Here is a 21,520-nt window from a genome sequence, read left to right as displayed (position 1 = left end):
CAAAACCCCCCTTAGTCTGGCGACAATCTAGGGTCAGATTTGGGGGATTGTTGCGCGAATGAAACAGAATATCACATCGGCACTGGGGGCGGTTTGGCTGACGCTGATTCTCGGCGCAGTTGCCGCACCGCTGTCTGCCGAGCCGAAACACGGCATAGCTATGTATGGCGCGCCCGCGCTACCACCGGATTTTGTGTCCCTGCCCCAAGCCAACCCGGATGCGCCCAAGGGCGGCAATATCATCTTTGGCGAATCCGGCAGTTTCGATTCGCTTAATCCCTTTATTGTCAAAGGCGTGCCGCCTGCGGGGCTTTCTGCGCTGACGGTGGAAACGCTTTTGGGCCGATCTTATGACGAGGCCTTCACGCTTTACGGGCTTTTGGCCGAATCGGTCGATACTGATTCTGATCGCAGCTATGTCGAATTCACCCTGCGCGAGGGGGCAAAGTTTTCCGACGGCGCCCCCGTTACCCCCGAAGATGTGCTGTGGTCGTTTGAAAAATTGGGCACCGAGGGCAGCCCGCGCTACGCAGGCGCGTGGAAAAAGATCGCCAAGGCCGAGCAAATCGGCAGCCGTGGCGTGCGCTTTACCTTTACCGCGATTGACCGCGAATTGCCGCTGATCTTGGGCCTGCGCCCGATTTTGCAAAAGGCGCAATGGCAGGGCAAGGATTTCACCGCCAGCACGCTGGAAGCCCCCATCGGTTCGGGCCCCTATGTGGTGGAAAGTTTCGAACCCGGCAAATTCATCGCCTATAAGAAAAACCCCAATTGGTGGGGTGCGGATCTGGCGTTTAACCGCGGCCAGCACAATCTGGACGAGGTGCGCTATGAATATTTTGGCGATGGCGGCGTGGTATTCGAGGCCTTCAAGGCCGGCGTGATCACCAGCTACCGCGAGGCCAATCCGGCGAAATGGGCCAGCAGCTATGATTTCCCCAGCATTGCCGCGGGCGATGTGGTGAAATCTGAAATCGCGCACCAAAGGCCTTCGGGGATCGACGGCTTTGTCTTTAACACCCGCAAGCCGCTGTTTGCCGATTGGCGCGTGCGCGAGGCTTTGATTGACGCCTTCAACTTCGAGCTGATCAACCAGACCCTGAACGGCGGCGTGATGCCGCGCATTCAGTCTTATTATTCCAACTCGGAACTCGGCGCTGCAATTGCAGACCCTGCAAGCGGCAAAGAGCTTGCGCTGCTCGCACCTTTCAAAGACCAACTGCTGCCCGGCACGCTGGAAGGCTATAGCCTGCCGGTGTCAGATGGCAGCGAGGCCAATCGCGCCAATCTGCGCAAGGCCACCAAGCTTTTGGAAGACGCCGGATGGAGCGTGCAGGATGGAAGCCTAAGGGATGCACAGGGTCAGGATTTTGCCTTTGAGATCTTGCTGCAAAACGGCGCGGATGACACCATCGCCATGGCCAGCATCTATGTCGAAGCGTTAAAGCGCCTTGGCATCAACGCCAAAGTCACCACGGTGGATTCCGCGCAATATAAAGAACGCACCACCAATTACGATTTCGATATGACGCAATATGCCCGCTCGCTTTCGCTAAGCCCCGGCAACGAACAGATGCTGTATTGGGGATCGGTGGGGGTGACAGAGCCTGGCACGCGCAATTGGGCGGGGATCAATTCACCTGCCGCCGAGGCGATGATCCAGACCATGTTGACCTCGACCGATCGCGAAGACTTTGTCGCAGCTGTGCATGCTTTGGACCGCGTGCTGACCGCAGGGCGCTACGTTGTGCCGATCTGGTATTCCAACGTCTCGCGGCTGGCCTATGTCAAGCAGTTGCATTTTCCAGCCAGCTTGCCTATCTATGGCGACTGGTTGGGCTTTCAGCCCGATCTGTGGTGGTATCAGGAGTAGAAGATGCGCAAAATCATCCTTCTTGCTGTCTTTACAGCTTTGGCAGGCTGCAACACGATTTCCGGCATGGGGCAGGATATCTCGGGCGGTGCAAATCGTGTGGGCGGCTGGTTTAACTAAGCGATCTTGGCGCGCCGCAAAGGGTTACGCCCCTTGCGGCCGCCGTATCAAGCTGACCGAGCAGCCTGCTTGGCCCGCCACCCTTGCCGCCACCTTGCCAAACCCGCTAAGGCCTGCGCCGATCAGAATGTGATCACAGCTGGTTTGTGCGCAAAACCCCAGCAGGGCCTCTGCGGGATCGTCGTGCTGCAAGATCACGAAATGTAAACGATCTTCGCGCAGCCCCAAGCGCAAGCCCCAAGCCCGCAGCGCCAAAAGCTGCGCCAAGGCGCGCGGCGCAGCTTTGGGCGACATAACGCTTAGGCAGCTGACACGCGCCTGGGGGGCGTGCCTGAGCAGGCGCTTTGCCTCTAACAACAGCGCCTCTGATAGCGCCTCATGCGCGGGCGACAGATCAAGCGCCACCACCAGATGTGGCGCAAACTGGCTTTGCGGCGCTACAGCCACAGGTGCGGCAAAGCCTTGCAGCCTGCGCCTGCGCCACCAGCGCCGCGCGACATGATGCCAAGGATCGCGCGCCAGCTTCAGCCCCCGCGCCGTCAGCCGCAGCTGATGCGGATTGGCCAGATCAAACAGCATCTGCGCGGCCGATTGATAGCGCGCTTCTGGGTCCACCTCGAGCGCGCGCAGCGTGATCTCTTGCAGCCATTCGGGGATATCGCTGCGCAAAGCTCGCGGCGGCACCGGGTCTTGCCACAGCCGCGCGCGGGCTTGTTCAAAGCCCGCAGGTTTGCCAAAGGGCAAAACTCCCGTCAGCATCTGATAAAGCATCACCCCAAAAGCAAACAGATCCGAGCGCAGATCATGGCGTTGGCGCAGCAATTGTTCGGGCGCGATATAGGGGAATGTCCCCAAAGGCAGGGCATATTCTTCGGCCAAAAGATCGGGCAATGTGTCATGGCGTGACAGGCCAAAATCAATAAAGACCACCTCTCCGCTGGGCCGCTGCATCAGGTTTTCAGGCTTAAGATCCAGGTGAATCACGCTTTGACGGTGCAGATCATGCAGCGCCTGCGCCAGCCTTTGCGCCAGATCCAACACCTCGGGAAGCGGCAGCGGCGCGCGCGACATCCTCTCGCGCAAAGAGCTGCCAGCGATACGTTCGGTGACAAGATAGGCCATCGGATCAAAGTCGCCCTGCGCGATCAGCCTTGGTACATGCGGGCCAGACAGTCTTGGCAGGATCATCTGCTCGACCTCAAAGCCGACGATCGAGGCGCTGGCCAGCCCTTGACTAACCCGGGGGATCTTCATCACCAAAGCCACAGTGTGATCGGGATGACTTACCTGCCAAACGGTCGAAAAGCCGCCGCGATGCAGTTCAGCCCCCAGCTGAAAGCCGTCAATTTCCAAGCCGGTCTGAGGCCGCAGCACCACCATGGCCTAGACCCCCAAAATTAACCGGCGAGCAAAGGCTTCGGGCAGCTGTGCCGCTCGGACCTTATCTGCCGTGGTCAGGCTGTCATAGGCAACTTGCCGGTAGCTTAGGCTGTTTTGCGCCTGATCCAAGATCGCATAGCCCGCGCAGCCGCTGCCATCGCGGGGCTGACCGACCGAGCCGATCACCGCCAGCCAGCGTCGCGAGGCCAGCAGCGGGATCGCCGTGCGCGGGGTAAAGCCATGCGTGTTGATCTTGCTGGCCAGATCCAGACTGTAAAGCGCCGGCCGATGCACATGACCACAGAGGATCACCCGTGCCGCGCTGGCCGCAAAGCTGGCCGCCGCTGCTGCCGCATCGCTGACAGGACACCACTGCTGCGGCTGATCGGGCGAGGCATGCACGCAAAGCAAATCCCCTAGGACAAGCTGATAAGGCAAATCGGCCAGAAACAGCCGCTGGCGTGCGTTCAACCGGTTTACCGTCCAATCAATGATCTTGCGCGCGGCGGGGTTCAGACTGTCGGGCGCGGGCGTGCTGCGATCATGATTGCCACGCAACGCCAAGGCGCCCTCTTTGACCAAAAGCTCTAAGGTATCGACGCACCATTCCGGATCAGGCCCATAGCCCACCACATCGCCCAGAAACACCAGCTGATCAATGTCATGCTGCTCAAGATCGGTCAGAACCGCCTCGAAAGCCTCTTTATTGGCATGAATATCCGACAACAGCGCCAGACGCATCGACCCCTCCTTACACTTGGGGCCAAACACAAACCCGCAAGCCTCCCGCGCCAACAGTGGAAGCACAGCGCCAAGGCGTCAAGGCCAAAGCCCCCCCAAAACAACACCTTATCCTAGCGAGGTGACCCAAAGGATCGTCGCATCTTCCTGCGACAGGCTGATCACATTATGCCCCATCGAGCCGTCGTAATAGGCGCTGTCGCCGCGGCGCAGGTCAACGGCTTCGTAAAACTCGGTGTAAAGCCGCACGATACCTGTCAGCACATACAAAAACTCTTCGCCCTCATGGCGCACCCAGCCGTCAAAATCCTCCATCGCGCGGGCGCGGATGGTGGCGCGGTAGGGCAGCATCTGCTTTTTGGTCAGACCGCCTGCCAGCAATTCATGCTCATAGGTGGTGGTGGCATGGGCCTGACCCTCGCCGGATTTGGTTACCGCAATCCGGCCTGAAACCTGCGGCACCTGCGCCGGGGTGAACAGCTGCGGCACCGAAATCGCCATGCCCTGCGCCAGCTTTTTCAGCGCGTCATAGGTTGGCGACATCTGGCCGTTTTCAATCTTGGAAAGGGTCGAGCGCGCCAGCCCCGCTTGGCTTGCCGCCTGCTCAAGCGTCCAGCCCTTGGCCTTGCGCAACTCGCGCACGCGCCGCCCCAGATCCAGCGGCTCGACCGTGCTGGCGGGCGCGTCTTGGCGGGCAATGCGGATCAGGCTTTTGGGATCGTCACTCATGCGCTTGCGCATAAGCCAAGGCCTGCGCGCTTGCAACCAAAGCCTGTAATTTGCTTGACGAAAGCCGCGCAAACGCCAAAAGAGGGCAAAAAGAGGAAATGCAATGATCCGTCTTGATATCTTTTCTGATCCTGTCTGCCCGTGGTGCGCCATTGGCAAAGCCCATCTGGATCGCGCCCTGGAAGCCCACCCCGATCACCCCTTTCGCATCGAATGGCATCCGTTTCAGCTGAACCCCGACATGCCAAAGGCGGGCATGGATCGCCCGACCTATCTGGCCGATAAATTCGGCGGCCCCGCGGCTGCGGCAAAGATCTATGCCCGCATCGAAGAGGCAGCCCATGCCGCCGGCATTCCGATTGATTTCGGCACAATTCCGGTGATGTGCAACACGCTGGACGCGCACCGCCTGATCCATTGGGCGGGGCTTGAGGGGCGTCAGACGGCAGTGGTCTCGGCGCTGTTCAAAGCCTATTGGCGCGAGGGGCGCGATATTGGCGCGCCTGCCGTTCTGGCCGATATAGCCGAGGCTTGCGGCATGGAACGCGCGCTGGTCGAACGGCTTTTGGCCTCTGACGCCGATGCAGATGACATCGCAGCGCGTGACGCCGATGCCCGCGCCAAAGGTGTCACGGCGGTGCCGACCTTTCTGATTGCGCAGCAATATGTGGTCTCGGGCGCGCAATCGCCCGAGGTTTGGGGCAATATCATTGACGAGCTGCTGGACCAGATCAAGGCGGTCGAGGCCTAGGGCGCAACGGCTCTGGACCTTATGCGGTGAAAGATGCGAAGAGGGCTGCAACGCGGCCCCCTTTTTCGTGGAAAGACCAAAGCAATGGCGATCACAAAATCCCTCTCGCGTGGTGAGTTTATCGCCCTTGTCGCAGCACTTTTCGCCACCATTGCGCTGTCGATTGACGCCATGCTGCCCGCCCTGCCCCAGATTGCGGCGCAGCTTTCGCCAGATGCCCCCAATCGCGCGCAATTGGTGATCACCAGCTTTGTCTTTGGCATGGGGCTTGGCACGCTGTTCACCGGCCCGCTTTCTGACAGCTTTGGCCGCAAGCCAGTGATTATCGCAGGCTCGGTGCTTTATATCCTGTCGTCCATAGCCGCCTATTTCTCGCAATCCCTGGAATGGCTGCTGATTGCACGGGTGTTTATGGGGGTTGGAGCCGCAGGCCCGCGCACCGCCGCCACAGCACTTGTGCGCGACCTTTTCCAAGGCCGCGCCATGGCCGAGGTGATGAGCTTTGTGATGATGGTCTTTATGCTGGTGCCTGCTGTGGCGCCGCTGATGGGCCAAGCGGTGATGGCAGTTGCCGATTGGAAGGCGATTTTCCTCGTCTATATTCTGTTTTGTCTGGTCACCACGCTGTGGCTGGGGCTGCGCCAACCCGAAACCCTGCCGCCAGAGGCGCGCCGCAAGCTGAACCTTGCCAATCTGCTTGCCGCCACGCGCGAGCTGTTTTCGCACCGCATCGTGGTGATCTCGATCCTGATGCAAACCCTGACGCAGGCCGCACTTTTTGCCACGCTGTCGTCAATGCAAGGGATTTTCGAGCAGCGCTTTGACCGCGCCGAAAGCTTTCCCTTGTGGTTCACGGTGATCGCGTTGTTTTCAGCCTTGGGCAATGTGATCAACGCCAAAACCGTGGTGCGCTATGGCATGCGGCGGCTGATCTGGCTGGGCTATATGGTGTTGGTGGTGTTTACCGCCGCGCTGATGCTGGCCAAGCTGCTGGGGATCTTGCCCGAAAACCTGGCCTTTGCGATGCATCTGATCTGGACGATCATGGTCTTTGGCGCGATGGGGCTGCAAATGGGCAATCTGAACGCGCTGGCGATGGAGCCTGTGGGCCATATCGCAGGGCTTGCGGCCTCGGTCAGCTCGGCGATCTCGACGGTGGCTTCGGTGGCGCTGGCGATCCCGGTGGGGCTTGCCTTTGACGGCAGCGAGATCCCCTTGATGCTGGGCGTGCTGGGCTTTAACGCCGCAGCGCTTTTGGTGTTTCGCTTTGATAACGGGCGGTAAAGCCACCTAGGCCTTCGGCTTTACCACCTTTTCAGCCAGATCGCGGGCAATGGCAAAGGCGCCCTTGATCCGCTCGGCTTCGGTTTTCATCTCGCCCATCAGCACGATCTTGTTGCCCGAGATTTTCGCCGCTGGCCCCTGCGCCTTCATGAATTCCACAAGCCCCGCCGGATTGGCGAATTTGTCGTTGTGAAACTGCACCGTCGCCCCCTTAACCCCGGCATCAATCCGCGAAATGCCTGCGCGTTTGCACATGGATTTGATCCGCACGATCAACATCAGCGTGTTGACCTCGCGCGGGATCGGGCCAAAACGGTCGATCAGCTCGGCGGCAAAGCCTTCTAGTTCAACCTTGGTCGCAAGCCCCGACAAGCGCCGATACAGCCCCAAGCGGATGTCCAGATCGGGGATATAGCCTTCGGGGATCATCACCGGCACGCCCAGATTGATCTGCGGCGACCATTGGTCATCGACGGCAGACAGCCCCTCGAGTTCGCCCGATTTGATCTTGGCAATCGTCTCTTCCAGCATCGCCTGATACAGCTCATAGCCAACTTCCTTGATATGGCCCGACTGCTCTTCGCCTAGCAAATTGCCCGCGCCGCGCAGATCCAGATCGTGGCTAGCAAGGTTGAACCCCGCGCCCAGACTGTCAAGCGAGGCCATCAGCCGCAGCCGTTTGGTGGCCTGCGGTGTCAGCGGGCTGCGCGCCTTGGTGGTCAAGAAACAATAGGCGCGGGTTTTGGCGCGCCCCACACGGCCCCTAATCTGGTAAAGCTGCGACAGCCCGAACATATCGGCGCGGTGCACGATCATCGTGTTGGCGGTTGGAATATCAAGCCCCGACTCGACGATCGAGGTCGCCACCAGAACGTCATATTTGCCGTCGTAGAACTGGTTCATGCGGTCATCCAGATCGCCCGCGGCAAGCTGGCCATGCGCGATGACATAGCTGACTTCGGGGACATGGGTTTTCAGGAAATCTTCGATCTCGTGCAGATCAGAGATCCGCGGCACCACATAAAAGCTTTGGCCGCCGCGGAAATGTTCGCGCAGCAAAGCCTCGCGGATGGTGATGGTATCAAATTCACTGACATAGGTGCGGATCGCCAGACGGTCGACCGGCGGCGTGGCGATGATCGACAGATCGCGCACCCCGGTCAGGCTAAGTTGCAGCGTGCGCGGGATCGGCGTTGCGGTCAGGGTCAGCACATGGATTTCGGCGCGCATTTCCTTCAGCCGTTCCTTATGACCGACGCCAAAATGCTGCTCTTCGTCGATCACCAAAAGCCCAAGGTTCTTGAACTTCACGCCCTTGGCCAGCAGCGCATGGGTGCCCACCACAATATCAACCGTGCCGTCAGTCAACCCCGCCCGCGTGGCATTGGCATCCTTGGTCGAGACAAAGCGTGACAAGGGCCGCACGATGATCGGAAAGCCGCGAAAACGCTCGACAAAGCTGCGAAAATGCTGCCGCGCCAGCAAGGTCGTGGGCGCAATGATCGCCACCTGCATGCCCGCCATAGCCGCCACAAAGGCCGCGCGCATCGCCACCTCGGTCTTGCCAAAGCCAACATCGCCGACAACCAGCCGGTCCATCGGGCTGCCCTTTTCCAGATCGGCCACCACATCGGCAATCGCCGACAGCTGATCTTCGGTTTCGGTATAGGGGAAACGCGCGGCAAAGGCCTCCCAGATGCTATGCGGCGCTTCCAGGATCGGGGCATGGCGCAGCGCGCGCTCGGCCGCGATCCGCATCAGCTTGTCGGCAATCTCGCGGATGCGCTGCTTTAGCTTGGCCTTCTTGGCCTGCCATGCACCGCCGCCCAGACGGTCAAGCAGACCTTCCTCGTGGCCATAGCGCGACAGCAGTTCGATGTTTTCCACCGGCAGATAAAGCTTCGCGTTTTCAGCATATTCCAAGGCGACACAGGCATGCGGCGCGCCCAAGGCGGTGATGGTTTCCAGCCCCAGATAGCGCCCGACCCCATGTTCGACATGCACCACCAAATCGCCCACCGACAGCGTGTCGACTTCGCGCAAAAAGTTATCAGCCTTGCGCTTGCGGCGGGGTTTGGCAACCAAGCGGTCGCCCAGCACATCTTGTTCCGAGATCACGGCAAGCTTGGGCGCGGTAAAGCCGGCCTCTAAGGGCCAGATGATCAGATAAAGCCCTTTGTCAGCAACCTCGCGAAAGTCTTTGATCTCTTTGGTAATTGCCAGATCTTGATCTGTCAGCAACCCGCGCAGACGTTCGCGCGCGCCTTCGGACCATGACGCAATCACCACAGCGCGATCTTTAGACAGCGCTTGAATATGATCCTTTAGCGCGCTGAAAAGATTTACATTTTCCTGTTGGCGTTCGGGGGCGAAACTGCGCCCGATCCGGCCCTGTGCGTCCAGAACCCCCGGCCCGGGGGCTTGGGCAAGTGCTGAGAATTGCACCACGCGGTGGCCAGCGGTTGCCTGCTCCCAAGCCGCATCGTCCAGATATAAAAGCCCCGGCGCGCAGGGTTTATAGACCGAATCCAGCCGCCCCTTGGCTTGCATCGCCTCGCGGCGGGCGTCGTATTGATCCTCGATCCCCTCCCAGCGCGCCAGTCTTGCGGCGGTGATCTGATCATCCAGCATCACGCTGGCTGCGGGCAGATAGTCAAAGATCGTCTCAAGCGCCGAGTGAAAGAACGGCAGCCAATGCTCCATCCCCTGATGCCTGCGCCCAGCCGAGACCGCCTCGTAAAGCGGATCCTCGGACCCGCCTGCGCCAAATTCAACGCGGTAGTTCTGGCGAAACCGGCTGATCGCGGCCTCGTCCAAGATCACCTCTGACATCGGCGCGAATTCGACCGATTTCAGCTTTTCCGTGGTGCGCTGGCTGACAGGATCAAAGCGGCGCGCGCCGTCCAGCACATCGCCAAAGAAATCAAGCCGCACCGGGCCGGTGTTGCCCGGCGGAAAGATATCGACAATGCCGCCACGAATGGCGAAATCCCCCGGTTCTGCCACGGTCGAGACTGGCGAGAACCCCATGCGCGCCAAAAATCCCTTCAGCTGCGCCTCATCCACCCGCTCGCCCACCTGCGCCACAAACGAGGCCCCGCGCATCACCGCGCGCGCAGGCAAACGCTGGCTGGCGGCGTTTAGCGTCGTCAGCACCACAAAGCTGCCCGACAGCCCCGAAACCAGCGCCGCCAAGGTCGACATGCGCTGCGACAACAGCTCGGGGTTGGGCGAGACGCGGTCATAGGGCAAGCAATCCCAAGCCGGCAGTTCCAGCACCACCAGCTCTGGCGCGATTACGCTTAACGCCGCGCGCATCGCCTCCATACGTTTGTCGTCGCGCGCGATGTGCAAAACCTGGCCCCCGCGCCGCGCCTCGCGTGCCAAAAGCTCTGCGTCCCAGCCCTCGGGGGCGCCGCCAAGAAGAATCCGCTCTGCCTGTGCCATTCTAACCCAATGCGCCGATGTGAAGGTTCTGATACATCCCGAACATCGAGGTTACAAATATAGACACCATTCCAAGCAGTTGCGTGGCCAAGCGGTGGCGCGACAGGCGGTGATGCAGCGCCTCTCCGGTTGCATCGTCCGCCGCAATCAAGCGTGCTGTACGCAGGGAAAGACCCGCAAGTGCCACCATCGGCAGCACCAAAAGCGAGACCGCTTGCGCAAATTCCATGCCATAGACCACCGACAGTAGCCCCAAAGTGGTCAGGGCAAAGCACAAAAACGCCACCATCAAAATGCCCGAGGTTTCGGCAATATAGATCAGCCGCCCCGCCTGAACCCGCGCCACAATTTCCAGATCGTGCTGCAAGTCACCGCCTTGGCGCCGCGCGCGCAAGACCATGTCAAAGGGCACACCAATCACCCAATGGCTGGCGCTTGACCACATCACCGCCAGCATAATCCAGTACCAAAGGTTGGAAAATGACCGCAGATCAATCAATTCGACAACAATCTGATACAAATTCACAGCCAAATCACTCCTGCCGCTGTCCTCTGCGCGTTTGAAGGCTTGAGACGCGCGCTATTCCATGGCAGGCAGAGACCAAGATCGCAAGCCCCTTTGCCAAGAGTGGAACCTCCCATGCGCCCGATTTCAGCTCCGACCCCGATCAACCGCTTTCGGCGTTTGCGCCAATCTGCGGCCCTGCGCGCCTTGGTGCAGGAAAACACCCTGACGGTGGACGATTTGATCTGGCCGGTGTTTGTGCGCGACGGCGAAGGCATTTGCGAACCCATCGCCTCGATGCCCGGCGTCAACCGGTTGTCGGTCGATATGGTGGTCAAGGCCGCAGCCGAGGCGCAGGCGCTTGGGATCCCGGCGATCTGTCTGTTTCCCTATACGGATCCGTCGCTTAAGACCGAAGCCTGCGAAGAGGCCTGGAACCCGGACAACCTTGCCAACCGCGCCATTCGCGCCATTAAGGCCGCGGTGCCCGAGATTGCGATCATGACAGATGTCGCCCTTGACCCCTATAACAGCAATGGTCACGACGGTCTGGTGCGCGATGGCGTGATCTTGAACGATGAGACCGTCGAGGCATTGGTGCGCATGGCCGTGGTGCAGGCCGAGGCGGGGGCCGATATCATCGGACCCTCTGATATGATGGATGGCCGTATCGGCGCCATTCGCCGCGCGCTTGAGGCCGCAGGTCACACAGATGTGACGATCATGTCCTATTCGGCCAAATACGCCAGCGCCTTTTACGGCCCCTTCCGTGATGCTGTGGGGGCAAGTGGCGCGCTGAAGGGCGATAAGAAAACCTATCAGATGAACCCCGCCAATTCCGACGAGGCGCTGCGCCTGATCGAACGCGATCTGCAAGAAGGCGCGGATATGGTAATGGTCAAGCCCGGCATGCCCTATCTGGATATTTGCCGCCGTGTCAAAGACACCTTTGGCGCGCCGACCTTTGCCTATCAGGTTTCGGGCGAATATGCGATGATCGTAGGGGCGGCGCAAAACGGCTGGATTGACGGCGACAAGGCGATGCTGGAAAGCCTGATGGCGTTCAAACGGGCGGGCTGTGACGGTATTCTGACCTATTTCGCACCGCGTGTGGCCAAAATGTTGGCCAAAGCCTAAGCAAGGCTTTGCCAAACCCGCGCAAGCATAATGACAAAGTCACAGCTTGTGGCTATAGTTGTAATAATAGGGTCGCAGAACCCCTCCAGAGGCAAAAGGGCATAAAATGGCACAGCTTTCACGACGCGGCTTTCTTGTGGGCACGGGATCGGCGGCTTTGTTGGCGGGCTGTCAACAGACCGTGATCGGCAATGGCGTAGGCTCGCGCGGTGGGGCGCAGATTGATGCCCGCGTGCAAGCAACGCAGAATTTTCTCTATAGCAGCTATCCCGGCACCCGCGAACTGGCGGCAAAGGCCCGTGGCATCTTGTATATGCCCTTGGTAACCGAGGCCGGATTTGGCTTTGGCGGCGCTTATGGTCGCGGCGCTTTGCTGATCAATGGCGTGACGGTGGATTATTATTCTGCGGCCAAGGCCAGCATTGGCTTTCAAATCGGCGCGCAGCAATATGCCCATGCGCTGTTCTTCATGACCGATCAGTCGTTGCAAGACTTCCGCCGCGCGCCAGGCTGGAACGCCAGCGCCGATATCCGCTACGCCACACCGGGCGATGGCGGCTCGCTGGGTAAGGAAACCACAGAACTTGATTCCGTGATCGCCTTTGTCTTTGGCCAGCAAGGCCTGATGGTTGGGGCCACGCTGGCTGGCGTCAAATACAGCCGCATCATCCCATAAATTTTTCGGTAAGGCATTGTGATCAATGCCTTACCGCACCTTTCGCAGATCTTACTTTAACCGGCGGATCAAGCTGGAGGTATCGTTGCGATTGCCCCCCATCAGCTGCACATCCTTATAGAACTGATCGACCAGCGCGGTGACAGGCAGCTGCGCGCCGATAACATCTGCGGTTTCCAGACAGATCTTCAGATCCTTGCGCATCCAATCCACCGCAAAGCCAAAGTCGAACTGATCGGCCAGCATGGTTTTATGACGGTTCGCCATCTGCCACGAGCCCGCAGCGCCTTGGCTGATCACCTCGACCACCGCCTCGCCGTCCAGACCGGCTTTTTGACCAAAGGCCATCGCCTCGGCCAGACCCTGCACCAAGCCTGCGATGCAGATCTGGTTCATCATCTTGGCAAGCTGTCCAGCACCGCTGTCGCCCAAACGGCGGCAAATGCGCGCATAGGCCGCCATGATAGGTTCAACTGCCGCATAAGAGGCCAAAGCCCCGCCGCACATGATCGACAGCACGCCGTTTTCGGCCCCCGCCTGCCCGCCTGAAACCGGCGCATCGACAAAGCCAAGCCCGGCTTGCACAGCAATCGCTTCCAGCTCGCGGGTGACCGTGGCCGAAACCGTGGTGTGATCGACAAAGATCGCGCCCTTGGCCATGCCCGCAAAGGCACCGTCTGCGCCTAAGCAAATCGCGCGCAGATCGTCGTCATTGCCAACGCAGGCAAGCACCACATCGGCACCCATGGCAGCTTCGCGCGGGGTGGCCGCCGCAGCGCCACCGTGTTTTTGAACCCACAGCTCCGCCTTGGCGGCACTACGGTTATAGACCACAACCTCGTGGCCCTTGGCGGCCAAATGCCCCGCCATTGGAAACCCCATAACGCCTAGCCCCAAAAACGCTAGTTTTGCCATTGCTTTGCCTCCCTGCATTGCCCAATTTCTGGGTTTGGACTAGGAAGGCATTCGACCCCTGTCGTCAAGGACTCTCCTGATGTTGATTGCCTATCGCTGGCTCTTGCGTGTTTTTACTGGTTTGATAGTGCTTGGCCTGATGGCAGGCGCGCTTGGGTATTATGTGCTGTCGCGCTCCTTGCCCGATTATAACGAAAGCTTTCGCCTAAGCAGCATTAGCGGCCCTGTCGAGATCGTGCGCAACAATGCCAATGTGCCGCATATTTTTGGCAACACCGATGCAGATGTCTATTACGCTTTGGGCTTTGTGCATGCACAAGATCGGCTGTGGCAGATGACGATGCTGCGGCGTACGGTCCAAGGCCGGCTGTCAGAGATTTTCGGGCCGCGCACCGCCAAAATTGACGAGCTGGTGCGGCGGCTTGATCTCTATACGCTGGCGCAGCAATCGGTGGCAGCACAAGACGGGCCCACCACCACCGCGCTGAACGCCTATGCTGCGGGGGTGAATGCTTGGATCACCCAAGTGAATTTGGGCGCGCGTGGGCGTGGCGCGCCCGAGTTCTTCTTTTTCTCGAACGAAATCGCAGCCTGGTCGCCTGCCGACAGCATCGCGATCATGAAGTTGATGGCGCTGCAAATGTCCTCTCAGCTAGAGGACGAGGTGCTGCGCGCGCAAATGTCGCTGATTTTGCCAAGCGCACGGCTGTCGGATATTCTGCCCGATGATCCGGGCCAGCCGGTGGCAGCCCTGCCCGATTACGCGCAGCTGATGCCCTCGGCCTATCCTACGGCGGCAAAGACCCAATTGGCCTATATCGACGCGCCGCTGTCGCCGTTTCACAGCCGCGACTTTGCCGGAGCCTCGAACGCTTGGGCGGCGATGCCAAATAAGGCCGCCGCAGGGGGCAGTCTTTTGGCCAATGATCCGCACTTAGAGCTGACCGCGCCGTCGATCTGGTATCTGGCACGCTTGCAACTGCGCTCGGGTGGCGTGATTGGCGGCACCATTCCGGGCATGCCCTTGGTGCTGGTGGGGCGGTCGGAAAAGCTGGGCTGGGGGCTGACCACCGCCTATGTTGATGACCAAGATCTGGTGATGGAAAAGCTGAACCCCGACAACTCCGAGCAATATCTCACCCCCGAAGGGCCCAAGCCCTTTACCTCGCGCCAATCCATCCTCAACATTAAGGGCCAAGCGCCGGTTACGCTGACGCTGCGCTGGTCGCAAAGCGGGCCGATCTTGCCGGGCACGCATTATGATCTGGCATCGGTCACGCCCGCCGGAGCGGTCGCAGCGCTGCAATGGACGGGGCTGAGTGCCACAGACACCTCTATGACGGCAGCACTGCGGCTGATGTCTGCGGGCTCGGTGACGCAAGCGATTTCGGCGGGGCGGCTCTTTGTGGCGCCTGCGCAGAACCTGATGCTGGTCGATGCAGATGGCATTGGGCTGCAAACGGTCGGCGCTGTGCCGTTGCGCGATGCACGCCACAGCACCCAAGGCCGGATGCCGGCGGCGGGCTGGCAGGGAAACAACCGCTGGCTGGGGGTCGAGCCCTATGCCAGCAATCCCAGCTTTATAAACCCCACTTCGGGGCTTTTGGGCAATACCAACAACCGCACCGTCGATCGCCCTTTTCCTGCTCATGTCAGCTTTAACTGGGGCGATACCCAGCGCATTCAACGCTGGCTGACGCTGATGAAATCGCGCCAGGTCCATACCCGCGACAGCTTTATCGAAGCACAGCTTGACACCGTCTCGCCCACCGCGCGCACGCTTTTGCCGCTGATCGGCGCGGATCTGTGGTTCACGGGCGAGGCCGCCGCCGAGGGCACGCCCGAACGCTTGCGGCAAAAGGCGCTGACACTGATGGCGGCTTGGAACGGCGAGATGAACGAACATCTGCCCGAACCGCTGATCGCCGAGGCTTGGCTGCGCGCCTTGCAAGACCGGCTGATCCGTGACGAAATCGGCCCTCTGGCCGATAAATTCACCCATCCCGACCCGGTGTTCATCGAGCGGGTCTACCGCAACACTGATGGCGCTGGGGTCTGGTGCGATGTGGTGCAATCGGCGGTGGTCGAGACCTGCTCTGAAATTGCGCGCCAAGCGTTGGATGACGCGCTTTTGCAGCTGCGCGAAAGCTATGGCGGCAGCATAGAAAGCTGGCGTTGGGGCGATGTGCATCAGGCCACGCACGACCATCCGGTCTTGGGGCAAGTGCCGATCCTGCGCTATTTCGTCGACATTCACCAATCCACCTCGGGCGGCGACAGCACGCTGCTGCGCGGTCGCACCAAGGGCAAGGGGCCAAACCCCTATCAAAACGTGCATGCGGGCGGCTATCGCGGCGTATATGACTTTGCTGACCCCGATTCCTCGGTGTTCATTCAGGCTACGGGGCAATCGGGCCATCCGCTTTCGGCCTATTACGATGATCTGTCCGATTTATGGCGGCGCGGCGAATATATCCCGATGTCGCTTGACCCAGCCCTTGCGCGTGCGGGTGCCGTGGGCATCACCCATCTGACACCCGAGGCGGCTACCGCGCCCTAAAGATCGCGGTAGCGCTTTTCTTGTCGTGCGGTCCATAGCACCTGCATCTGCCAGCCGGTCTCGGTCTGGGTTTCTTGCAGCACCACGCCCGCACCATGCAGCCAAGCGTGACGCTTGCCCTCGGCAAAGCCTAGATCAAAGACGCGCTCGGATTTCTCTTCCTCGAAGGCGCCCGAGATATGGTCAAGCAAAGCCGCCATCCCCTCGCCCGTCACGGCCGAAAGCGCCAAGACATCTTCGCGGTTGGCAGCCTGTGCCAGCAGAGAATCGCGCTGGCTGGCATCGACAAGATCAAGCTTGTTCCACACCTCGAGCAAGGGCACGTTCTTGCGCACCCCCAGAGAGGCCAGAATATCATTCACATCCGCCGCCTGCTCGGCTGTCTCGGGATTGCTGATGTCGCGCACATGCAAGATCAGATCGGCTTCCAGCACCTCTTCCAAGGTCGCGCGGAACGAAGCCACCAACTGCGTCGGCAGATCCGAGATAAAGCCAACCGTATCCGAGGCGATAATCTTGCGCCCCGTCGGCAGCTCGATCGCGCGCATGGTTGGATCAAGCGTGGCAAAGAGCATGTCTTTGACCAGCACCTCTGCCCCCGTCATCCGGTTGAACAGCGTCGATTTGCCGGCGTTGGTATAGCCCACCAGCGCCACCAGCGGAAACGGCACCTTACGGCGCGAGGCGCGATGCAGCTCGCGGGTTTTGACCACCCGTTCCAGCTGCCGTTTCAGCCGGATCACCTGATCATCAATCGCACGGCGGTCGGATTCGATCTGTGTCTCGCCGGGGCCACCAACAAAGCCAAAGCCGCCACGCTGACGCTCTAGGTGGGTCCAGGCCCGCACCAGCCTTGTACGTTGGTACGAAAGCGCCGCAAGTTCTACCTGCAACACGCCTTCCCGGGTGCGCGCGCGGTCGGCGAAAATCTCTAGGATTAGGCCGGTGCGGTCTAAAAGTTTGACACCCCATTCTTTCTCCAGATTGCGCTGCTGAATAGGCGAGACAATGCTATCAACCAAAACCAGATCGATCTCATCCGCGTGAAAGCGGGTCTTCAGTTCTTCGACCTTACCCGATCCAAACAACATCCCCGGATGAATCCGCGGCAGCCGCACCACCTCGGCGCCGATCACGTCGATCGCAGGCAAGGCTGCGGCCAGACTGATCGCTTCGGCCAGCCCATGTTCGGGCAAGCGCCGCGTCTTGGCAGATTTCATATCAGGGTGCAAAACATAGGCGCGTGAGGGAACCGCCGCCGTTTCATAGGCATCAAGCCCGCCGTCGTGATACAGCGGTTCGTCGTCTTCCTCGGTCAAATCGTGGTCTATTCTTCGCCCTCGTACAGGTTCACAGGCCCACCGGGCATTATTGTCGAAATCGCGTGCTTATAGACCAACTGAGATTGGCCGTCGCGGCGCAGCAAAACGCAAAAGTTATCGAACCATGTAATCACGCCCTGCAACTTTACCCCGTTGATCAAAAAGATCGTCACCGGAACCTTTGATTTCCGCACGTGGTTCAGAAAGGCATCTTGTAAATTTTGTTTGTCGGCGGCCATTTTTTCTTGTCCTTATTGCCTTAAAGTTCAGCAACACCTCAGTGAAGCGCTGCAAAAGCCACTATGTCGTGCAGTTTAGCGACTTTCCAGCCTAAAATTACCAATCGTACCGCAGAACCTGCAAGGGCCTGCGGCAAGGTGTCTTTTAAGACCCAATTTAAACGCCCGCCTCTTCATCGGCTTGCAACGCGCCCTTGCCCGAGCCCACCACGCCAAGTGATTTTAATTTGCGATGCAAGGCCGAGCGTTCCATGCCGACAAAACTCGCCGTGCGGCTGATATTGCCGCCAAAGCGGTTGATCTGGGTCAGCAGATATTCGCGTTCAAATACCTCGCGCGCCTCACGCAGCGGCAAGGTTGCCATCGCGCCGCCCAGCACCATGCGGCCCTCGGCTTCGGCTGCGGGCTCTTGGCCGGGCAATTCGCGTGCATCAATCTCACCGCTGCCATCGCCCAAGATCAGCACACGCTCAATCACATTGCGCAGCTGGCGGATGTTGCCCGGCCATTGCATGGTCTGCAAAAGCGCCTCGGCATCGGCAGTAAGACTGCGCATCGGCAGGCCTTGCGAGTGATGGAACATCTCGACAAAAGCCTTTGTAAGTTCTGGAATATCTTCACGCCGCTCGGCCAAAGACGGCACCGCAATCGGCACCACGTTCAGCCGATCATACAGCTCTTGCCGGAACCGCCCGGCGGCAATTTCGGCGCGCAGATCGCGGCTGGTCGAAGAGATCACCCGCAGATCGACCCGCACCTTGTCGCTGCCGCCGACACGGGTGAACTGAGGGTCGGTCAACACGCGCAGAATTTTGGATTGGGTGCCAAGCGGCATCTCTGCCACCTCGTCAAAGTAGACAACGCCGCCATGGGCTTGTTCTAAAAGACCTTTTTCAACGCCCCGCTCGTTGGTCTCACGGCCGAACAGCACCTCTTCCATATGGTCAGCATCTACCGTTGCCGAAGAGACCGAGACAAATGGCGCCGAGGCACGGCCAGAATTGCTGTGAATAAAGCGCGCAGCCATTTCTTTTCCGGCCCCCGCAGGGCCCGTCAGCATCACCCGACCGTTCGATTTGGTAACCTTTTCCAGCTGCGCCTTCAGGCCGCGAAAGGCGTGGCTGCTGCCGATCATCTCGGCCGCCACCGTGTCACGCCGCCGCAGATTTGCATTCTCGCGCCGCAAACGCGAGGTCTCCATCGCGCGAGTAACAACCACCATCAACTGATCGATATTAAAAGGTTTTTCGATAAAGTCATAGGCGCCTTGCTTGATTGCGGCGACCGCGATTTCAATATTGCCATGCCCCGAGATAATCACAACCGGAATGTCAGGATTGTCGCGCTTGACGGTTTTGAGAATGTCGATGCCATCCATCCGGCTGTCTTTCAGCCAGATATCAAGGATCATAAGGCTTGGGGCCTCGGCGTTGATTTCGGCCATGCATTCGTCAGAATTTGAAGCCAGTCGAATGACATAGCCCTCGTCCTTCAGAATATCGCCGATCAATTCGCGGATATCTTTTTCATCATCAACGATCAGAATGTTGGTCATCATTCCTCCTAACTTGTCACGGTGGTGGCGCGGCTGCGCTTGCGAGGGGTAAGGGGCAGACGGATCACCGCCATCGCCCCGAAATGTAGGGTGTCTTCAAAGGCAGGAGCGTCTTCAAGTGTCAGCGTACCGCCATGTTCTTCAACGATTTTCTTCACAATTGGCAGGCCAAGGCCCGTGCCTTTTTCGCGGGTGGTGACATAGGGTTCGAACAGACGCGCGCGGTCTGGTGGCAGCCCAATACCGTTGTCCATAATCCGAACCACCGCAAAGCTATCTTCAACCGCTAGGCTTATGCGAATTTCAGGCAACACGCCAGTAACTTCGCCTTTTTCTATCAGAGTTTCAGTGGCTTCGCCTGCATTCTTAATCAAGTTTGTTAAGGCTTGCCCGATCATGGTGGCATCCAATTCCAGCAAAATCGGGCCTTCAGCAAGCTGGCGACGAAATTTGACATTGGGCTGACCGTTTTCTTGCAACATCACAGCCGCGCGCAGCAGCGCCACAAGATCGGTTTCGCGCCGATCAGGTTCGGGCATGCGGGCGAACTTAGAGAACTCATCAACAATCCGCCGCAAGTCATTGGTTTGACGCACAATAACCTCGGTGTATTGCGCAAGATCTTCGGGCTCTTTCACCTGCGAGCGGAACTTGCGATTGATCCGTTCGGCGGACAGCTGGATCGGCGTCAGCGGGTTCTTGATTTCATGCGCGATGCGACGGGCCACATCGCCCCAAGCGGCCATGCGTTGCGCAGACACAAGGTCGGTCACATCGTCAAAGGCCACCACATAGCCCTCCAGACGATCATCGCTGCGCCTTGCGCTCATCCGAACCAGCAGGCTTTCAAGCTTGCCCTTGCGGGTCAGCCGGACCTCTTCTTGCACCGCATGACCACCGCCCTCGCGCAGACGCTCGAACAGGGGCGCGAATTCTGGCACAGCGGTTATAAGCGATAAGTCATTGGCATGACTGCTAAACTCTAGCAAACTCTGCGCGGCGCGATTGGCAAAATCAATTTGACCGTTCGAATCCAAACCGATCACGCCTGCGGTGATGTTGCTTAAAACCGAGTCAAACAGTCGCCGGCGCTGTTCGGTCTGCTGATGGGTGTCGATCAAGGCGTCGCGCTGGCCCTTCAGCTCATGCGTCATCTGGTTGAAGGTGCGCGACAGCGTGGCGATCTCGTCGTCGCCCTCTTCTTCAATCACCTGCACATCCAAATTTCCATTGCCAATCTCGGCCGCCGCTGCCGCCAAGCGCCCCACCGGACGGCTGAGTCTTTCGGCAAACCACAGGCCAAGCCAAACCGCCGCCAGCACCAAAATCAGTGCAAAACCAAGGTACAAGAGCCCAAAGTTAAACAAAACCGATCCGCGCGTCGATTCAAGCTGTTGATAAAGCCGCACGGTTTCCTTGGTCTCATCCAGCAGCGACAAAATCCGGCCATCGACCTTACGCGAGACATAAAGATAGCGGTCAGCAAAGGCGTCCAGATGCACCAGCGCGCGAAACTCGTCATTGGGCCAATCTTGAATGACCACCACCTCGCCCGCCTTCGAGCGCGTCAGTTGGTCAGAAGAAAGCGGCTCAAAATCAAATAGATAAGACCTCTCGCCCCGGGTTTTCAGGCTGCCTGTGCCATCGACCAGAAACACCTCTTTCATGCCCCGCTGAATAGCTGCTTGGCCTTGGGTCAGGATCGGGCGCACCTGATCGTCTACCAAGAAAAAGCTCTTTTGTTTGGCGATGTTCAGATAGGCTGCCAGCGAATTGGCATCATCGGTCAGAGCTTTGGTTTGCTCGTCTTCATAGGCTTGGGCGGCGTTCAGCGAGGCGCCGACCACATTGCGCACGCGTTCGGAAAACCAGCCCTCAAGCCCGATGTTCACCGTCAGCACTGCGAAAACTGCGACAAGAATTGTCGGCACCAAGGCAACAAAGGCGAAGACCCCCGTCAAGCGCAGGTGCAGTGCCGAGCCCGCCGATTGCCGCCGCCTATCGCTGATCATCCGCATCACCCGCGCCAGCACAAGCGAGGCGACGAGCAGCACATAGATCAGATCGGCCAGAAAAATCAGCCGCAAATATTGCGAGCCGGCCCCCAGATTAAACGGACCCAAGGCCAAAAAGGTGATCGCAACCAGCATCGGGCCAAGGAAGACCAGTGCAAAGGTCAGTCCGGTTTGCACACGCCGCTGCCGGCGCAACCGCGTTAACCGAAGCCAAGTCCTGCTTGTCGCTGTGCTGCGCACCATTCCACCACATTCTTGCCCAAGGCCCTTG

Annotated in this window: 17 protein-coding genes; 7 read left to right on the top strand and 10 right to left on the bottom strand. The window is 59.3% G+C overall.

Annotated elements, in window-relative coordinates; genetic code table 11:
- The first annotated feature begins 58 nt into the window (after window positions 1-58).
- Together V7Q10_RS11565 and V7Q10_RS11560 are read left to right on the top strand one after the other, a co-directional pair.
- A complete protein-coding gene (locus V7Q10_RS11565) occupies window positions 59-1,873 on the top strand; it encodes an extracellular solute-binding protein (protein WP_442885864.1) in 1,815 nt (604 codons plus the stop codon).
- 3 nt (window positions 1,874-1,876) lie between these two features.
- Window positions 1,877-1,993, top strand: a complete 117-nt coding sequence (locus tag V7Q10_RS11560; protein WP_333869254.1) for an entericidin — start codon at window positions 1,877-1,879, stop codon at window positions 1,991-1,993.
- A 24-nt stretch (window positions 1,994-2,017) separates the two neighbouring features.
- On the opposite strand, the gene V7Q10_RS11555 is transcribed toward V7Q10_RS11560, so the two are convergent.
- The 3 genes from V7Q10_RS11555 to V7Q10_RS11545 form a co-directional block, all read right to left on the bottom strand.
- Window positions 2,018-3,373, bottom strand: coding sequence for a serine/threonine protein kinase (locus V7Q10_RS11555; RefSeq protein WP_333869253.1), 1,356 nt, complete (start codon window positions 3,371-3,373; stop codon window positions 2,018-2,020).
- 3 nt (window positions 3,374-3,376) lie between these two features.
- Window positions 3,377-4,114 (bottom strand): metallophosphoesterase family protein, encoded by a 738-nt coding sequence (locus V7Q10_RS11550; protein ID WP_333869252.1) that lies wholly within the window; start codon window positions 4,112-4,114, stop codon window positions 3,377-3,379.
- Between the two features lie 108 nt (window positions 4,115-4,222).
- Window positions 4,223-4,843 carry a helix-turn-helix domain-containing protein gene (locus tag V7Q10_RS11545; RefSeq protein ID WP_333869251.1) on the bottom strand — a complete coding sequence of 207 codons (621 nt, stop codon included), beginning with the start codon at window positions 4,841-4,843 and terminating at the stop codon, window positions 4,223-4,225.
- A gap of 103 nt (window positions 4,844-4,946) precedes the next feature.
- Here V7Q10_RS11545 and V7Q10_RS11540 point away from each other — a divergent pair, with 103 nt between their 5' ends.
- Together V7Q10_RS11540 and V7Q10_RS11535 are read left to right on the top strand one after the other, a co-directional pair.
- Entirely contained in the window at window positions 4,947-5,594 is a 648-nt protein-coding gene (locus V7Q10_RS11540; protein ID WP_333869250.1) for a DsbA family oxidoreductase, read from the top strand.
- Window positions 5,595-5,678: 84 nt separating this feature from the next.
- A complete protein-coding gene (locus V7Q10_RS11535) occupies window positions 5,679-6,878 on the top strand; it encodes a multidrug effflux MFS transporter (RefSeq protein ID WP_333869249.1) in 1,200 nt (399 codons plus the stop codon).
- Between the two features lie 6 nt (window positions 6,879-6,884).
- Here V7Q10_RS11535 and mfd read toward each other — a convergent pair whose 3' ends face one another.
- Window positions 6,885-10,325, bottom strand: a complete 3,441-nt coding sequence (mfd, locus tag V7Q10_RS11530; RefSeq protein WP_333869248.1) for a transcription-repair coupling factor — start codon at window positions 10,323-10,325, stop codon at window positions 6,885-6,887.
- 1 nt (window position 10,326) lies between these two features.
- On the bottom strand, window positions 10,327-10,851 hold the full coding sequence (locus tag V7Q10_RS11525; protein ID WP_333869257.1) for a component of SufBCD complex: 525 nt from the start codon (window positions 10,849-10,851) through the stop codon (window positions 10,327-10,329).
- Between the two features lie 114 nt (window positions 10,852-10,965).
- On the opposite strand from V7Q10_RS11525, the gene hemB reads away from it, so the two are divergent.
- Both hemB and V7Q10_RS11515 read left to right on the top strand, forming a co-directional pair.
- Entirely contained in the window at window positions 10,966-11,967 is a 1,002-nt protein-coding gene (hemB, locus tag V7Q10_RS11520; protein ID WP_333869247.1) for a porphobilinogen synthase, read from the top strand.
- A gap of 106 nt (window positions 11,968-12,073) precedes the next feature.
- Window positions 12,074-12,643 carry a YSC84-related protein gene (locus tag V7Q10_RS11515; protein WP_333869246.1) on the top strand — a complete coding sequence of 190 codons (570 nt, stop codon included), beginning with the start codon at window positions 12,074-12,076 and terminating at the stop codon, window positions 12,641-12,643.
- 51 nt (window positions 12,644-12,694) lie between these two features.
- On the opposite strand, the gene V7Q10_RS11510 is transcribed toward V7Q10_RS11515, so the two are convergent.
- The gene (locus V7Q10_RS11510) at window positions 12,695-13,558 is read right to left on the bottom strand and encodes an NAD(P)-dependent oxidoreductase (RefSeq protein WP_333869245.1); all 864 of its coding nucleotides are present in this window, start codon (window positions 13,556-13,558) and stop codon (window positions 12,695-12,697) included.
- Between the two features lie 79 nt (window positions 13,559-13,637).
- On the opposite strand from V7Q10_RS11510, the gene V7Q10_RS11505 reads away from it, so the two are divergent.
- Window positions 13,638-16,118: a penicillin acylase family protein gene (locus tag V7Q10_RS11505; protein ID WP_333869244.1), complete on the top strand. Its 2,481-nt coding sequence runs from the start codon at window positions 13,638-13,640 to the stop codon at window positions 16,116-16,118.
- Here V7Q10_RS11505 and hflX read toward each other — a convergent pair.
- The 4 genes from hflX to V7Q10_RS11485 form a co-directional block, all read right to left on the bottom strand.
- A complete protein-coding gene (gene hflX / locus V7Q10_RS11500) occupies window positions 16,115-17,413 on the bottom strand; it encodes a GTPase HflX (RefSeq protein WP_333869256.1) in 1,299 nt (432 codons plus the stop codon). The genes V7Q10_RS11505 and hflX overlap by 4 nt on opposite strands.
- A gap of 32 nt (window positions 17,414-17,445) precedes the next feature.
- Window positions 17,446-17,679, bottom strand: coding sequence for an RNA chaperone Hfq (hfq, locus tag V7Q10_RS11495; RefSeq protein ID WP_333869243.1), 234 nt, complete (start codon window positions 17,677-17,679; stop codon window positions 17,446-17,448).
- A 157-nt stretch (window positions 17,680-17,836) separates the two neighbouring features.
- Window positions 17,837-19,234 carry a nitrogen assimilation response regulator NtrX gene (gene ntrX / locus V7Q10_RS11490; protein WP_333869242.1) on the bottom strand — a complete coding sequence of 466 codons (1,398 nt, stop codon included), beginning with the start codon at window positions 19,232-19,234 and terminating at the stop codon, window positions 17,837-17,839.
- Window positions 19,235-19,242: 8 nt separating this feature from the next.
- Complete coding sequence (locus V7Q10_RS11485; protein ID WP_333869241.1) at window positions 19,243-21,492, bottom strand: sensor histidine kinase NtrY-like; 2,250 nt, start codon at window positions 21,490-21,492, stop codon at window positions 19,243-19,245.
- Window positions 21,493-21,520: the final 28 nt, after the last annotated feature.

The sequence above is a fragment of the Cypionkella sp. genome (genome assembly GCF_036782355.1).
Lineage (GTDB): Bacteria > Pseudomonadota > Alphaproteobacteria > Rhodobacterales > Rhodobacteraceae > Cypionkella.
This window is presented reverse-complemented; position numbering and strand designations above follow the sequence as displayed.

Coding starts and splice junctions, on each gene's coding strand:
- V7Q10_RS11565 (WP_442885864.1), top strand. CDS start 59: ATGAAACAGAATATCACATCGGCACTGGGGGCGGTTTGGCTGACGCTG.
- V7Q10_RS11560 (WP_333869254.1), top strand. CDS start 1,877: ATGCGCAAAATCATCCTTCTTGCTGTCTTTACAGCTTTGGCAGGCTGC.
- V7Q10_RS11555 (WP_333869253.1), bottom strand. CDS start 3,373: ATGGTGGTGCTGCGGCCTCAGACCGGCTTGGAAATTGACGGCTTTCAG.
- V7Q10_RS11550 (WP_333869252.1), bottom strand. CDS start 4,114: ATGCGTCTGGCGCTGTTGTCGGATATTCATGCCAATAAAGAGGCTTTC.
- V7Q10_RS11545 (WP_333869251.1), bottom strand. CDS start 4,843: ATGAGTGACGATCCCAAAAGCCTGATCCGCATTGCCCGCCAAGACGCG.
- V7Q10_RS11540 (WP_333869250.1), top strand. CDS start 4,947: ATGATCCGTCTTGATATCTTTTCTGATCCTGTCTGCCCGTGGTGCGCC.
- V7Q10_RS11535 (WP_333869249.1), top strand. CDS start 5,679: ATGGCGATCACAAAATCCCTCTCGCGTGGTGAGTTTATCGCCCTTGTC.
- mfd (WP_333869248.1), bottom strand. CDS start 10,325: ATGGCACAGGCAGAGCGGATTCTTCTTGGCGGCGCCCCCGAGGGCTGG.
- hemB (WP_333869247.1), top strand. CDS start 10,966: ATGCGCCCGATTTCAGCTCCGACCCCGATCAACCGCTTTCGGCGTTTG.
- V7Q10_RS11515 (WP_333869246.1), top strand. CDS start 12,074: ATGGCACAGCTTTCACGACGCGGCTTTCTTGTGGGCACGGGATCGGCG.
- V7Q10_RS11510 (WP_333869245.1), bottom strand. CDS start 13,558: ATGGCAAAACTAGCGTTTTTGGGGCTAGGCGTTATGGGGTTTCCAATG.
- V7Q10_RS11505 (WP_333869244.1), top strand. CDS start 13,638: ATGTTGATTGCCTATCGCTGGCTCTTGCGTGTTTTTACTGGTTTGATA.
- hfq (WP_333869243.1), bottom strand. CDS start 17,679: ATGGCCGCCGACAAACAAAATTTACAAGATGCCTTTCTGAACCACGTG.
- ntrX (WP_333869242.1), bottom strand. CDS start 19,234: ATGACCAACATTCTGATCGTTGATGATGAAAAAGATATCCGCGAATTG.
- V7Q10_RS11485 (WP_333869241.1), bottom strand. CDS start 21,492: ATGGTGCGCAGCACAGCGACAAGCAGGACTTGGCTTCGGTTAACGCGG.